Source organism: Sorangium sp. So ce367, from assembly GCF_051520455.1.
GTDB lineage: Bacteria > Myxococcota_A > Polyangia > Polyangiales > Polyangiaceae > Sorangium > Sorangium cellulosum_B.
In genome coordinates this window covers 2,599,841-2,614,834 of the sequence record NZ_CP150334.1, presented here as the reverse complement: position 1 = coordinate 2,614,834, position 14,994 = coordinate 2,599,841, and the positions used below count along the sequence as shown (strand labels likewise).

General features: G+C 69.7%; 12 protein-coding genes. 9 read left to right on the top strand and 3 right to left on the bottom strand.

Features of this window, described 5'->3' with window-relative positions; all coding sequences use genetic code 11:
• Window positions 1-286 precede the first annotated feature (286 nt).
• The 9 genes from WME97_RS10135 (at window position 287) to WME97_RS10095 (ending at window position 10,779) form a co-directional block, all read left to right on the top strand.
• Complete coding sequence (locus tag WME97_RS10135; protein ID WP_012234515.1) at window positions 287-847, top strand: NADPH-dependent FMN reductase; 561 nt, start codon at window positions 287-289, stop codon at window positions 845-847.
• A 247-nt stretch (window positions 848-1,094) separates the two neighbouring features.
• Window positions 1,095-1,769, top strand: coding sequence for an RNA polymerase sigma factor (locus tag WME97_RS10130; protein ID WP_437551542.1), 675 nt, complete (start codon window positions 1,095-1,097; stop codon window positions 1,767-1,769).
• Entirely contained in the window at window positions 1,753-3,024 is a 1,272-nt protein-coding gene (locus WME97_RS10125) for a hypothetical protein (protein ID WP_437551540.1), read from the top strand. Before WME97_RS10130 ends, WME97_RS10125 begins: the two co-directional genes overlap by 17 nt.
• A 148-nt stretch (window positions 3,025-3,172) precedes the next feature.
• Window positions 3,173-4,630 (top strand): hypothetical protein, encoded by a 1,458-nt coding sequence (locus WME97_RS10120; RefSeq protein WP_437551538.1) that lies wholly within the window; start codon window positions 3,173-3,175, stop codon window positions 4,628-4,630.
• Between the two features lie 132 nt (window positions 4,631-4,762).
• Window positions 4,763-6,943 carry a type VI secretion system Vgr family protein gene (locus WME97_RS10115; RefSeq protein ID WP_437551537.1) on the top strand — a complete coding sequence of 727 codons (2,181 nt, stop codon included), beginning with the start codon at window positions 4,763-4,765 and terminating at the stop codon, window positions 6,941-6,943.
• A gap of 31 nt (window positions 6,944-6,974) precedes the next feature.
• Window positions 6,975-8,045, top strand: coding sequence for a DUF2169 domain-containing protein (locus WME97_RS10110; protein WP_437551535.1), 1,071 nt, complete (start codon window positions 6,975-6,977; stop codon window positions 8,043-8,045).
• Window positions 8,046-8,406: 361 nt separating this feature from the next.
• Window positions 8,407-8,709 (top strand): RNA recognition motif domain-containing protein, encoded by a 303-nt coding sequence (locus WME97_RS10105; RefSeq protein WP_437551533.1) that lies wholly within the window; start codon window positions 8,407-8,409, stop codon window positions 8,707-8,709.
• A 108-nt stretch (window positions 8,710-8,817) separates the two neighbouring features.
• Window positions 8,818-9,000, top strand: coding sequence for a hypothetical protein (locus WME97_RS10100; protein ID WP_437551531.1), 183 nt, complete (start codon window positions 8,818-8,820; stop codon window positions 8,998-9,000).
• 558 nt (window positions 9,001-9,558) lie between these two features.
• Window positions 9,559-10,779 carry a hypothetical protein gene (locus tag WME97_RS10095; RefSeq protein WP_437551529.1) on the top strand — a complete coding sequence of 407 codons (1,221 nt, stop codon included), beginning with the start codon at window positions 9,559-9,561 and terminating at the stop codon, window positions 10,777-10,779.
• Window positions 10,780-10,791: 12 nt separating this feature from the next.
• On the opposite strand, the gene WME97_RS10090 is transcribed toward WME97_RS10095, so the two are convergent.
• The 3 genes from WME97_RS10090 to WME97_RS10080 all read right to left on the bottom strand — a co-directional run bounded on the left by WME97_RS10090 (window position 10,792) and on the right by WME97_RS10080 (window position 14,414).
• A complete protein-coding gene (locus WME97_RS10090; protein ID WP_437551527.1) occupies window positions 10,792-11,223 on the bottom strand; it encodes a CBS domain-containing protein in 432 nt (143 codons plus the stop codon).
• Window positions 11,224-11,573: 350 nt separating this feature from the next.
• Window positions 11,574-14,225: an SAM-dependent methyltransferase gene (locus tag WME97_RS10085; protein WP_437551525.1), complete on the bottom strand. Its 2,652-nt coding sequence runs from the start codon at window positions 14,223-14,225 to the stop codon at window positions 11,574-11,576.
• Between the two features lie 9 nt (window positions 14,226-14,234).
• Complete coding sequence (locus WME97_RS10080; protein WP_437551523.1) at window positions 14,235-14,414, bottom strand: hypothetical protein; 180 nt, start codon at window positions 14,412-14,414, stop codon at window positions 14,235-14,237.
• Window positions 14,415-14,994: the final 580 nt, after the last annotated feature.

Sequence of the window (14,994 nt, the reverse complement as noted above, 5' to 3'; positions counted from 1 at the left end):
ACCCCCGGGACGAGCCTGGACGATAACGCAGCAAGTCCCATGGCGGGGCCAGCCTGCCCGTACCAGGGCGCACGACCCTGGCGCATGCGGCCGCGCGAGCGGCGGTGCGGGTCCAGGGATCGCGCGCTCCCACGACACCTGGCTGGCGGGAAGCCTGCCTGGCTGGTAGTAGCCGAGCTGGTAGCAACCTCGTGAGCCCCCTCCTCTCCACCGCGGCGTCGTGGGAATGCGCATCACGCCGCCTGCTGGCTCGAGCGGAGAGTGGCTATTGCCCTGGAGAGCAGACATGTTGAAGGTGGCGATCATCCTGGGGAGCACGCGGCCGGGCCGCAACGGCGAGGCTGTCGCGAAGTGGGTGCACGACGTGGCGACGAAGAAGGGCGGCGCCGACTACGAGCTCGTCGATATCAAGGATTTCGACCTGCCGTTGCTCGACGAGCCGGCGCCCCCGTCGATGGGACAGTACACCAAGCCTCACACCAAGGCGTGGGCGGCGAAGATCGATTCGTTCGACGCCTTCGTGTTCGTCACGCCGGAGTACAACCACGGCACCTCGGGCGCGCTCAAGAACGCGATCGATTACCTGTACAAGGAGTGGAACAACAAGGCGGCTGGCTTCGTGAGCTACGGCAGCGCGGGAGGCTCACGCGCCGTCGAGCACCTCCGGCTCGTCATGGCCGAGCTCCAGATCGCCGACGTGCGCTCGCAGGTCATGCTCTCTCTGTTCGACGACTTCGAGAATTTCAGCGTGTTCAAGCCCCGCCCCCGCCACGAGAAGTCCGTCGGCACCTTGCTCGATCAGCTGCTCGCGTGGGCCGGAGCGATGAAGACGCTGCGCACCGGGTGAGCGAGGCGCGCTCGCGGAGCCTCGAGGGCCCGACGACACCGATCCGCAGCGGTTCTCGTGGCGTCCGCCGATTCTACCGCGGACGTTGCAGGAGGGTACCAGGAGCACCCCGTGGAGGGGAAATCGGCGCCTGAGACCGCCGACAGGAAACCAGCGCCGACCTCGATTGTGTAGGGTGTCAGATGGCGCAACCCTTGGTCGGCTCGTGGGGCTTCACGGCGGACGGGACCCTCGCTCGGAGGCGCCGGTGAACCTCGCCGCGCGGCCTCATTTCGAGGGCCAGACCCGGGCGGAGGAGCTGCTCCCCCCTCCCGGGGACGGAGGCCGGAGCGCTCCGCCGGACGACATCGCCGTGCCTCCGGAGCGGAAGCTCCCACCCGCCGTGACGCAGCGCTCCGGCGAAGAGGCGCACGAACTCGGCGCGCTCTACCGCAACCACCATCGCCAGGTGTACCGCCTCGCGCTCCGCTACGGCCGCGGCAATGTGGCCTGGGCAGAGGACGTGACGCAGGACGTCTTCCTCGACCTGATGAAGGCGCTCGAGACCCTGACCGAGCGAGACAACCTCGAGGGGTGGCTGTACAGGACGACCTCGAATCGCTGCCTGAACCGGCTGCGACGGGACCGATTCCTCGCGCTCCCGCCCATCCGCTGGCTGCTCGGGCAAGGCGAGGGCGAGCGCAGCCCCCTCGATGAAGTGACGATCGCGCGCGACGATCTGCGCCGCGCGCTCGAGACGCTGGGCACGCTGCCTCCCAAAGAACAGGTCGCTTTCTCGATGTTCTATCTCGACGGCAAGGAGCAGGAGGAGATCGGGAAGATACTCGGCCACTCCAAGGGATACGTCTGCAAGCTGATTCAAAAGGCGGTTGCGCAGCTCCGCGACGCCGGATGGGAGGTGGGCCATGACGCGAAACCGTGATCTGCTCGCGTTGCTGCGCGAGGTGGACGAGCAGCTCGCCGCGGTGAAGCCGTCGCCTCGGCTCGAGGCGCGCCTCGTCGCGGAGCTCGACCGGCGCGGGCGGCGGCCCTTCATGGGCGGGAGCGGGGGGCGCTCGCTCGTGCTGGCGCTGGGCGCCAGCGCCAGCATCGTCGCCCTCGGCACCGCGCTCCAGGGCCTCACACCCGGCTCGATCTTCACAGAGCGCCCCGTCGAACAAGCGATCGAGCTCGCGGGCGATCCGCCTCCCGCGGACGGCGGGCTCCTGGAGCGCACGCCGGCCCACGGCCCGACAGCGCCGCCTCCCCGGATCCGCGCCCCGCTCCTCCAGGAACCTCCCCGCCGGCTCGCTCCGGCGCCGCCCGTGCCGCGCAGCGCCGTGCCGCCGCGGGACGCGAACGACACCCCAGGGCTCCTGGACGACAGCCGGCTCCCTGTCGACCGCGCCTCGCCTCCGCCGGCGCGCGGGCGCGTCGAGCCGCTGACCCCCCCGCAGACGCTGGGACGGAGATGGGTTGATGGCCCGGAAGGGCTATCTCCTCTCGCGCAGCGCGGCCCTCACGCCGCGCTGCGCCGAGGCTCCGGAGGCGTCCCCGCGGAAGCTGCCGCGCACGAGGGCGAGAGCGGAGAAGGCACCCGTGCCACGGACGCCGAAGGACCCGCGACCGAAGATCCGGCAGCCCCGCGGGACGAGGCGCTCTGCCAGACCGCGGACGCGTTGCGGCGTGAGGCCAGGGCACGGTGCGAGGCGCAGGGCCTCATCGTCGCGGATTTGACGCTGCTCGACCCCTGCGATCACGGGAGCTACCTCGACGCCGAGTACACGTGCGGGAGGATGGCGCTGACCACGTGCTGGAAAGGAGTGCTCGGCGACGGCGTCACGTGCTTCGACACGACGTATGTCAAGGACGAGGTCTACATGATGTGCAGGGAAAGGGACACGGAGCTCCGCTCCCTCGATCAGGAGCAGCCCGACGGGGCCTGCGGTGATCACGAGACGACCAGGGTCTACTACGAGTGCTGTCCCCTGGGGGATCCGCTGCCTTCGCCGTCGTGCTGGACGAGCGAGATCGACTTCGGTGAGGCATGCCAGCCGTACGAGAAGCTGGATGCCGAGGCCACGGCGCTCTGCAGGGGCAATGGCCACTATCTCTTCCGTCGCGTGTTCGGGGACAAACACGTCGCCTGCACCGACGCCACGGCCACGAGCCTGAGCTACACCTGCTGCCCCTTCTGATCGCGAAATCGCCCGCCCGAGGAAACCGCCGGCCTCGTCGCGGTTGATAGATGGAGAGCGACACGACGGAGAGGGCGCGCTGACCCGAGCTCGAGCGGCGCGCGCTCGGAGCTGTCCGGCGCAACGCCGGCTTTCACGGAGGATCACGATGCGGACTTCCCTTGCGATAGGTCTATTGCTCAGCGTCTCGATATCCAGTCTCCTCGTCGGCTCGGGGTGCACCATCACCCTGGCGCCGGATCCCGATCCACCAGCGGGCTCGACGGGCGGGGAAGGCGGGGACGCCAATCCTGGGACGGGCGGCGGCGAGGACCCGGGGTCGGAGGGCGGCGGGGGACCGTTGCCTCCCCCGCCGTCGGCGTGCTGGCTCGGGGACATGGGCGACGGGTTCACGTGCCACGACACGGCAACGCTCCGGGATCACGCCCAGGCGAGGTGCGCGAGGATGGGCGCAGAGCTCGCGAGCTTCGTGAGCGACACCCTCAACCCGAGCTGCGCCGACCACGAGAGCAGCGAGGTGGTCTTCGAGTGCTGCGGCGGCGAGCCGCCGCCTCCTCCGCCGCCGAACTCGTGCTGGAAGGGCGAGCTGGGCGACGGGTCCTCCTGCATCGACATGGGCGCCATCAAGGATCGGGCTTACGCGATGTGCGTGAGCGCGGGCGCCCGGCTCACCTGGCTCGACGCCCTGCCGGACCCCGGGCGCTGCGGTCCGAACGAGGCCACCAAGGCCACCTTCGAGTGCTGCGGCGGCGAGCCGCCGCCGCCCCCTCCGCCGCGCGCGTGCTGGAAGGGCGAGCTGGGCGATCGCAGATCCTGCGTCGACCCCTCCGCGCTCAAGGACCAGGCCTATGCGGCGTGCTCGCGCTCGGCCGCAGACCTCACCTTCTTCGATTACGAGCGGAACAACCCGAGCTGCGCAGCCTACGAGACCACCTGGGGTTACTTCGAGTGCTGCGGTAGCGAGCCGCCTCCTCCTCCGCCGCCTCCGTCCGGCGCGTGCTGGAAGGGCGAGCTGGGCGATGGCCTCTCCTGCGTCGACCGCTCGGTCATGAAGGATCGGGCCTATGCGACGTGCGTGAGCGCAGGCGCCAGGTTCACCTCCTTCACGTACGAGGAAGACAACCCGCGCTGCACCGGCTACGAGACCAGCAAGGCCGTCTTCGAGTGCTGCGGTAACGAGCCGCCTCCTCCGCCGAGCACGTGCTGGAAGGGCGAGCTGGGCGACGGCCTCTCCTGCGTCGACCGCACGGCCATGAAGGATCGGGCCTATGCGACGTGCGTGAGCGCAGGCGCCGAGTTCACCTCCTTCACGTACGAGGAGAACAACCCGCGTTGCGCCGGCTACGAGACCAGCAAGGCCTTCTTCGAGTGCTGCGGCGCCGAGCCGCCGCCTCCTCCGCCCGAGGCCTGCTGGGGTGGTTCGCTGGGCGACGGCACCTCGTGCATCGACACGGCCGCCCTCAAGGAACGGGCCTACGCCACGTGCGCGAGCGACGGCGCGGAGCTCGCGGCGTTCGACACCGGGTACGACGGTCGCTGCGCCGCCCACGAGTCGACCTACGCAAAGTTCACTTGCTGCGCCTCGAAGACGCCGCCCCCTCGGTAGCGCCGGCGCGACCGCGCGGAACCCCGGGCTCGCACCTGCACCGCACAGCTCGCCCGGCGCGGGCGGCCGCACAACGTGTTTGCACATCGGCGCGACATCGGGTCTGATGGCCGAACTTCTTCCGAGGTTCTCATGGCCGTGGCCCCGCCCCTCGTCCGCGCACGACTCACGATCGATGGACTCAAGACCTCGCTCGAGGTGAAGGAGCTCTCAGGCGCGGAGGCGATGTCGGAGCTCTACACCTTCGATATCACCGTCGAGTGCGCCGACACCGACCTCGACCTCGACGCGCTCGTCGCCGAGTCGGCCGTGCTGACGCTCGATCACGGCGCCGTCGCCCGCCACCTGCACGGGATCGTCAGCCGGTTCGAGCAGGTCCACACCTCGGAGCACCGCGCCGCCTACCGCGCCACGCTGGTGCCCGAGGTCTGGCTCCTCGACCAGCGGTACGATTGCCGCATCTTCCAGGGCGTCACCACGGCCGAGGTCATCGAGCGCGTGCTGAAGCTCGGCGGCGTCCGGCGTTACCAGATCGTGCTCCAGCGCGGCTACGAGGCGCGCGACGTCTGCGTCCAGTACCGCGAATCGGACTGGGCGTTCCTCAGCCGCCTCATGGAGGAAGAAGGCATCTTCTATTACTTCGAGCACACCGACGCTGGCGCGACCCTGATGATCTCCGACACCGCGCAGGTCCACTCGCCCATCTCCCCGAAGGAGCTCCGGTATCGGCCGGTGACGGGGGCGATCCACACCGGAGAAGGCATCGATTCGTTCCGCTTCGCGCAGCGGGTCCGGCCGGGGAAGGTCACGACGCGCGACGTGCCGTTCGAGAACCCCGCCTCGGTCGTGGACACGGCGGCCGAGAAGGGGCGGCACACGGACCTCGCCGTGTTCGCGTACCCGGCCAGCCCCGCGGCGGAAGTGCGCCTCGACGCGCTCCAGGCGACCGCCGCCGTGGGGCAGGGCGAGGCCTTCTCCGTGCGGCTCGCGCCCGGCGCGCGGTTCCGGCTCGAGGATCACCCGAGGGAGAGCTTCAACGCGGAGTACCTCGTCACCCGGCTCCAGCACGCGGCCCGGTTCGACAGCAAGGAGGGGTACCGCTGCACGTTCGAGTGCGTCCCGGCCGGCGTCGCCTTCCGGCCCCCGTGCAGGACGCCAAAGCCGCGCATCGCCGGACCGCAGGCCGCGACCGTGGTCGGGACGCAGGGGGCCGAGATCGAGACGGACAGCGACGGGCGCGTGAGGGTCAGGCTGCACTGGGATCGCAACGGCAGCGCCTCGGAGAACGCGTGCTGGGTCCACGTCGCGCAGATGGCGTCGGGGGCCGGCTACGGGGCGATGCACATCCCGCGCGTCGGGAGCGCGGTGCTCGTCGAGTTCCTCGACGGCGATCCGGACCGGCCGATCGTGACCGGGCGGGTGTACACGGTCGTGAGCCCCTACCCGTACGCGCTCCCTGCCGAGAAGACCAAGTCGGCCTTGCGGACCCAGACCACCCCGGGAGGCGGCGGGTACAACGAGCTCCGCTTCGAGGACCAGTCAGGCCGGGAAGAGGTCTACCTCCGCGCCCAGCGCGACCTCAAGGTCGAGGCCCTGAACGACGCGCGCCGCAACGTCGGCGGCGACGACGCGCTCGCGGTGACGGGCGACCGCACGAAGACCGTCGGCGGCGCGGAGACGGTGACGGTCGCGGGCGCGCGCACCGTGACCGTGGGTGCGGCCGAGACCAGGACGGTGGCCGCGGATCGGACCACCTCGGTCGGCGCCGACAGCTGGCTCTCGGTCGCAGGCGATCACACGGCGAGCGTCGTCGGAGACCGCCGCGACATCGTCGCCGGGGACCGCAGCGCGTGCGTCGGCGGGGACGAGTCGGTCAAGGTGAGCGGTGATCGGACGGTCATCGTCACCGGGGCGCACGCGATCTCGTCCCTGGACGACGAGTCGAGGCGCGTGGCGGGCAACCTCACCCTCTCGGTCGGCGGCACGATGCAGCAGGTCGTCGACGGGCACTGCACGCTCAGCGCGGGCTCGCTCGAGTGGGCGGTCACCGACGGCGCGCTGGAGATGACGTGCGCCGGAGAGGTGCGCGTCGAGTCCGAGCAGGAGGTCCAGATCGGCGGACCCGATCTCGCCCTGTTCGCCGACTCGACGATCCGGATCCGCGCCCAGAAGAAGATCGTCCTCGAGATCGGCAATTCGACCGACGCCGAGGGCAAGTCCGCGAAGATCGAGATCACCTCGGACGGGATCTACGTGACCAACGGGAGCGCCACGGAGAAGCTCGACGGCGGCACCGTGCGCCTGAACTGCTGAGCGCGGCGCCGCGGCGGAGAGGGCTCGATCCGTGAAGCTTCGCAACGAGACAAGGCACCCGGCGGTGCTCCTCAGGACAGCGTCGGCGCGCAGCGACGACCACATGCTGGGCTGCGCGATCGCGCGGCCCACCTTCCGGGTCGCCGGCGGCGCGCTCGTCGCCACGCCCGACGAGCCGTGGCCGATCTCGGGCGAGCCCGTCGCGACGGCGCTCGGCAAGATGCCGGGGGACAAGCCGTTCTACATGGGCGGGATCGACGTGCTGCTCGGCGGGAAGGTGCGCCAGCCTGGCGGCGCTGCGAGGCCGCGCCTCGACGTCGAGCTCGAGGTGGGGCGGAGCTTCCGGCGGCGGATCGCCGTCTTCGGCGACCGCTCCTGGGTGCCCGGGGCCGGCGGCGCCCTGGTCCCGAGCGAGCCGGAGTCGTTCGTCTCGATGGAGCTCGACTACGGGCGCGCCTTCGGCGGGACCTGCCCTACCGACTACGGGCTCGACATGCCCTTCACGCCCAACCCGGCGGGGCGAGGATTCTACCTCGACGCGAAGAGCGCGCTCGGGAAGCCGCTGCCCAACCTCGAGGACCCGAACCGGCTGCTCCGCTCGTTCGGCGACTCCCCCGATCCCGTCGGCCTGGGGTATTACCCTGGCGAGGGCGCGCTCCGCGTGAAGGCGGCGACGAGCGCTGCCGCGCCGGACCCGAGCCGGCTCACGCCCGACAGGGCGCCTGAATTCAAGGTGAGGCACAGGGACATCCTCCCCACGTTCTTCAACATGGGGCACCCGGGCATGATGATCGAGGCAGGCGGCGAGCCGAGGCCGGGCGACGGGATCCGGCTCACGCACGGCCTGCGCGGCGGGGAGCTCGCGTTCGCGATGCCCGACCTGCGGATGCACATCCATGTGCAGCTCGAGGAGCGAGAGGTCGTCTTTCCCATGCACCTCGATCAGATAGGGATCGTCGCGGGGGAAGGGCGGGTGTTCTTCTCCCTGCGCTGCGTGTTCGAGTACCACGTCCGCAAGGAGGAGCGGCGCACGGCGACGCTGTACGACGGGCCACCGCCGGCGGTGATCCCGGGGAGTTACCGGATCGCGCACGACCGGTGAGGCCGGCGGTCGAGGCTCGTCTCGAGGCGCAAGAGGTGGACGGTGTCACGGCGCAGCCTGGCATGTGCGTTCGGGCCCGTTTCAGGACCCGACTCGAAGACGGAACGGCGCGCTTGCGGACGACGATGCACCGGGCTAGGATGCCCTCCTCACGATCGTCCCTGGCCCTCTATAACGACGCTTTCCCTCTTCCCTCTCTCGTGGGGGAGATTGCAGCTCGCTCGGACGACTGGACGACGCACCGTGTGCTCGCGCGGGAGTTCCGCGCCGCACGTCTCCGTTCGATCCGTCACGGCTTCGTCGGATGGCAGGCCGAATGCGCCGCAGAGCGCACCAGAAGGCCGTAAAAGAGCAGGATGGCATGGGAAATCGTCTCTACGTAGGAAATCTTTCGTTCAACACCACCCGCGAGACCCTCGAGGCCGCGTTCGCCGCGGCCGGCGAGGTCCGTGAGATCGCGATGCCGACCGACCGCGAGACGGGGCAGCCGCGCGGCTTCGCGTTCGTGACCATGGGCACGGCCCAGGCCGCGAACAGCGCCATCTCGCAGCTGAACGGCGCCATGCTCGATGGCCGCGCGCTGAAGGTCAACGAAGCGCAGGAGCGTCCGGCGCGCGGCTTCGGCGGCGGCGGCGGCGGCGGCGGCGGTCGCGGCCGGTACTGATCACGGGCGCGGCGTGGCGGCGCTCGTGCGCCGCCACGCCTGCGCTTTCAGGACGCACCCATGAGGTGCTGAAGAACGCGCCCGGAGGCGCCGAAAGGCCGGTTCGGCATGCAGAGACAGGGAGCATTGAAGCGGCAGAAGGAACGCGAGAGGCAAGAGAAGCAGCGCGAGAAAGACGCGAACCGTCTCGCGCGCCGCACGGGAAAGGGCTCCGCCATCAGCGGGACGCCGGGAGAGGATCCGGACATCGCAGGGATCGTCCCGGGGCCTCAGCCTGCGGTCACCGAGTGAAGCGCGCAGCGCCGAGCCAGGGCGCCGAGCGCGCCCCGTCCGAGCCAGGAGCCGACCAGGACGGCTCGGCGCAGGCGGCCGTACGGCAACGATTCATCGAGCAGAGCGCAAACGCGCTGGGCCAGGCGTGGGCCAGGCGTTGGCGTCAAGACCTCCATCGAGAAGGCCGCCCCGCCGCCGGCGGATGGCCCGGCACGCTGCGTGAAGCACGAACGCAGGTGGAGATCACCCTTCCCGGGGAGCTGTGCCATCGCAAGATGCCCGCCATCACCGGCGTGGAGCGCGAGCTCGCCGCCCGGACCGCCTACTCAAGCGCGCGGGACGAGTGGCGAAGGCACACCGACCCCGAAATCCCCTAGTCGGGTAGGCCGGGGTCGACTACCCCCCGGCCCCTCCACAGATCCGGACGTGCGGAACTCCCGCATCCAGCTCGGCGCGTGCTGCGCATCGAGGACTGAGGGCGCACGCCGGGGAGGCGTCGAGCGCACCTGGTCGAGCCTGAGATCCAGCCGGATCGAAAGGCGAATGCGCGTGAGTACAGTTTGTTAGGCTGGTCGCATGATTCCAACGAAGAACAGTTGGCTAGTTCTCAGTCTCGTTGCGATCGCCGCGGGCTCGACGTCGGCGTGCACGATCGAGACCGCGTCGCCCACCGGCACATCGGGCACCTCCGGCGGCGCGGGCACCTCCGGCGGCGCGGGCACCTCCGGCGCCGGGGGCGCTGGTCCGAGCGGCTCCTCCGGCAGCACCGGCACATCGGGCGGCATGGGCGCTTCCGGCAGCGGTGGCTCGTCCACCGGCGCGGGTGCCCTCCCCGCCGGCACGTTCCTCTACGTGCGCGCGGAGACGGCCGATCACGATCACCTCATCGCGCGAGACTTCGCGACCGGCGCCGAGCGCGTGGTCACCGATCTGCGCGGCGACGGCAGTGAAGGTTGGGAGATCTGGGGCCACACCCTCTCGCCCGACCGCACCCGCATCGTCCTCGCTTCGCTCTACGGCCCCACCAAGGAAGACAACGACACCCGCCTCGCGACCCGCCGCCTCTGGAGCCTCGCCACCGACGGGACCGATTTCCGCCGCCTCACGCCGGTGTTTCCCAACGACGGCGAGGGCCGTACGAACTTCCAAATCTCGGTGGACGCACCGATGTTCACGGCCGACGGCACCGGCATCATCTACGACTTTGGCAACTGGTGGTACGAGGGAACGAGCCTCCAAGGAGGCTCGTTCCCGTGGCGCGTGGCGGCGGGGGGTGGCTTGCCGGAGCCCTTCCCCACGGTGTTGAGCTGCACGGTGATAGAACCTTCGGTCAACCCGGCCACCGGCGAAATCCTCCTCATTCACAGCGTGTGCGTGAATTCGGAAGATCAGGGCATCTTTCTCTATCCGAGAGCGGGTGGCACCAGCCCCGTGAAGCTCGTCGATGAGGGCTACGGCGCAGGCCAGGTGCGGCCCTCCCTTACGCCAGCGAGCTGGCTCGGCGACGGAAGCGGCTTTGTCTTCGCCGGAACCATCGATATCCCGGCCGACGACACCACGGTAGCCACAAGCGCCCTCCTGGTCTACGACATGGCCACAGCCATGATGTCCCCCCTCGTGCTCGCCGAGCCCGGCACCTACATCGATAGCGTGACGATCGCTCCCGACGCGACGTCCCTCGTCTACTGCCTGCGCCATGACGACGTGACGGATCTCCACGCCATCGACCTCACGCAGGCCGAGCCCGAGGACAAGCCGATCACCACCGACGGCAAGAGCTGCTCCCCGGCTTTCTGAAGCGTCGCTGGCCTAGCGATCTCCGGCGCCGTGGGTCACGTCGATGCCTCGCAGCGCCTGCTGGGCGATGCTCAGGAAATCCGTCTCGGTGATGATCCCGACGAGCTGCTCCTCGTCGCCGACCACGGGCAGACAGCCAATCTTGTGATCGAGGAGGATCTGGGCTGCATCGGCGGCCGGGGTCGTCGCTCGCACGGTGCGGACACGCCGGGTCATGATCGACTCGATCGGGATGGGCTTGCCGTCGAGGCGGCTCACGTGGCGGAGCAAATCGCGATCGGAGACGATCCCGACGACGTGCCCCTTCGCGTCGACCACGGGAATATGCCGGATCTCCGCGAGCTTCATCTCGAGGTTTGCGGCGCTGATCGTGTCGGCCTCCTTCAGCGTGATGACCGCGGTGCTCATGTAATCCTCGACCCTGCAGTTCTTCTTGGGCTTCATTGAACAGGCTCCTTGCGCTCTCGGCACGCATGAGTACGCCCGCCCCCATTGCGAGCTCCGCTCCCCCGTGCCCGCTCGACGGAGCATGCAAGAGGCCGACCAGCGTGCACCCGCGCCCCGGAGCCGCTGCGCCGCCACGTCGCCGGGGCGCGGGCGCAAGGCCTGCGGACGCGGTGAAATTGCTGCGCCTCGCGCCTCACCGGGCGCGCCGTCTGCCGGGGCGCGACCAGGGAGCGAGCGCTCGTGGAGATCATCGGACGGTCCCCCTGAGCGGCCTGCTCTTGTCCGTGAAGACGAGTCGAAGCTCTTCGAACGTGGGCATCCCGGAAAAGGCTCCGAGCGTGGATCCGTCATCGAGCGTCGCCTCGGGCGTGCGCGAGCAGCGGGAGCGGCTCGAGCCCTCGCAGCTCCGGGAAGTACGACACTCCGCGTCCCACGACGAGCAGCTTGAAGACCGAGTTCCCCACGAGCTCGGCGAACGGGCGCTGATCGGTGGACGCGAGGACTCGAGGAAATTCGCGGCCGGCGATCGCGCGTTCAGGGCCGAAGTAGACGTGCTCGAGCCCGGCCTCGCGAGCCGCCAGCGAGAGATCGGTGAAGTTGACGTCGGCCGTCAGGTCCTGCGCGCCCGGACGCGAGTACGGGGTGTTGGGGCGCGGGAGATAGCTCCCTTCATCGCAGTAGATCCGGAAAGGAAACTGGCCCTGCCTGGCCCCCTGGATCAGACCCCAGGTCGTGTCGCCGTAATCGATGGTGAGGATCTGGCCCAGGCGCAGGACCTTGGCGAGCTCGCCGATGAAGCGGGTCGCGTGCACGTTCACATAGGTGATGACCCCGGACGGCTCAGCTGCCAGGGCGCGAGCCATTTCGGACGCGCCACGCCGCAGGACCTCCGCGAGCGAGCCGAAGCAGGCGGCCGGCACGAGCACCTCGTCGAACCAGACCTGGTCGATCAGCGGCTCGCGCCGGGCCGCGGGGAGCTGGTAGAGGGCGGTCATCAGATCTCCCAGACAGCTCCGATCGAGCAGGAGCTCACCGCCGTGGCGGGTCTCGCCGAGCAGCTGACGCAGACGCGCGTCGGCCTCACGGCACGCGTCTCGGAGCTCCGGGCGGAGCGCTTCGAGGAGCCGTGACTCGATGCGCGGGACGACCAGGACCGCCTCGGCGTCCCCGCTGGCCGAGAGACGGACCTTGTGGACCCCGAAGGCGTCCGGCAGTTCGTTGGTGACGACGAGCCCCACGAGCCCCTCGGGGAAGTCGCGGCGCAGGCAGTCTGCCGGCGCCCGCGCGTCTCCCACGAGCACGCGGGCGTCGGCGCCGAGCAGCGCCTGCTGCTTCTTGCGCAGGGGATCCGAGATCTCGTAGATGCGAACCTCGAGGACCTCCCGGAAGCGCCGCCAGTCGTCGCTCGATCGGCTCAGGCTCCGGACCGCATCCAGGACATCGCGGGCAAGGCGTCCGTTGCCCGCGCCGAGCTCGACGAGCGAGAAGGGCTCATCTTGCCGCAGCTTGCCGCTCGCTCGAAGCTCTCTCCACACCTCGAAGGCCCAGACGGCCACCCAGCGGCCATAGTGCGGCGTCAGGTTCTCGGGATGGGTCGAGAAGTGACCTTCTTGTCCGATGACGACTCGGTTGGCGTAGTAGCCCCAGCGCGGGTCGTGGAGGGCGTCGTCCATGAAGGCCTCGAAGCTGGGCAGGAGCGACGCGGCCGTGGCGAGGGCGTCCGGTGGCAGGCGCCGTCCTCCGAAGAGCTCCGGATTGGCCAGCTCACGGGCCGGGCGAGCGCGGGACCAGCGATCGAGAGCGGCGAGCGTGCCCTCCTCCTCGGCCGGCGCGACGCCTGGACAAAGAAGCCGGCTCGGTGGCAAGGCGGCGAGGCCCGGCAGGCGCGCTTCGAGCTCGGCGCGACTCCGGTAAGGCCAGCTCTCGAACCATGTGTCGGCAGCGGACGCGCGCGCATCGGCCCTGACGCCAGCGCTCTCGAGCAGGTCGAGCACCTCCCTGCGATCGACGTCGTTGACCGAGGGCGCCGTGCCGGTGTCCGCGGGCTCCGCGACGCCGACCACCCCGAGCAACCGTTCGATGAGCGTGCTGAGCGGCGCGGCAGCTTCCTCGCCGCGCTCTAGCCGCAATCGGTCGCGGCGTTGCCGCAGCTCGACAAGGTTCCACCAGGGCCGCCGCGGATCATCGGACACCAAGGCCGGTGAGGAATGGGGATCGCGGTAGCGCTCGACCCAGGGGCGATAGGCCCTGCCTTCTCGAGAACGTGCAAACGAATCGAGGAGCGCCTGAGCCTGCGCGACGCCGCGCGCGGGCCCCTCGCCGAGGTCCAAGCAGCGCAGGCCCCTTCCCCGCGTGAAGCCGGCGAACACGGCCTCGGGATCGGTGAGCGGAACAGGGAGCCCGAGCAGATCGCCGCCGACCTCCCAGTCCTCGTAAGCCATGAGCTGCATGAGATAGAGCAAGAACCGCTCGGGGCCGACGCCGCTCTCCAGGGTGCGCGCCGTCGTCCAGCGGAGCGCGAAGCTGCCGTCGCGATCCCGCTTCACCAGGAAGTCGCCGTCGTTGATCACGACGTCGGCGATCATCGTCCCGCTCTCGAGGTCGTAATGGTAAGCCATGGCCGCGCAGAGCTCGACGAGGATCTCTCGAGTCGAGCGTGCCCCGAGGCCGATCCCCCAGGCACCGTCCTCGCCGACGACGTCGACTCGGGCGCGACCCATACCGAAGGTCAGAGGGAGATAGCCGCTCGGCAGCCGAAAACAGGCCCCCTCCCCGGCGCCCCGCGCTTCGACGAGCTGGTCCGGAGCCAGGAGATAGCGATCCAGCCGGCGCTCGGTGAAGGTGCGCGCGTGCTCGAAGCAGCGCTCAGGCACGCGCGCCTTGCTGCGTCCGCCGACGCCCGCCTGGTCGATGCCGAGCGGCAGGACCAGGTGGACGGGGCCGCGCCGATCCCGGCCGCGGACGTTCCAGGACAGCACACCGAGGTTCGCCTCCTCCACCTCGAAGCCTCAGAGCACCGAGGTCAGCGCGTCGACCTGCTCCTGCAGCTGCTCGACGCCGACGCGCGCCGAGAAGAGCCCGGTGTAGAGGCGAGACGGATCGGGGGTGATGAGGTTATCCCGCGACCAGCGGCTCGAGAGGAGGGCCGAGGGAACCAGGGGCACGAGCCCTTCGCCGCGTTGAGCCACGGAGGCGAGTTTACCGAGATCCTCCGGCGCGCGCGAGCGCCTGGAGCTTCGGGGTCCGGGCTCGAGGGGGCGCAATGTGCGTGTAAGATGCTTGAGTCATTGGAGTCTCGGAGTCGCAGCATGCGTCTCCCGACGTTCTCCTCGCCCGAGGTGCTCGCGGCCGTGCGTCGTGCGGCGGCCGCAGAACGCGGATAAGGCGAAATCTAGAAATTCGTTCTAGATTCTATGCAAACACAGGATCCATCGAGAACTTCGCCGCTGGGACCCAGACAATCGACGGCTGAATCCGGAAAATAAATTCAAAACCGGATCAATGCACCCTGGTTCCAGAAAAAACCACTCCGGCGTGCTCCTCGTAGATCTCGGCAATCACCGCGTCCTTCCTGGTCAGCTTCGCATCGAGCTGGGCGACGCGCTTGCTGCTCCTGCTCGTTCGCCGGGACTGCCGTCTCGGGGCCATCGAACGAATCAGGCTCCGGAAGAGGCAGAGCGGCTGCGCTGTTCAGAACGACACGCGGGCAGGCAGGCAGGCAGCCATCGCCATGTGGTTCCCGACGCGGGGTTCGTCAGGGTCGAGCGG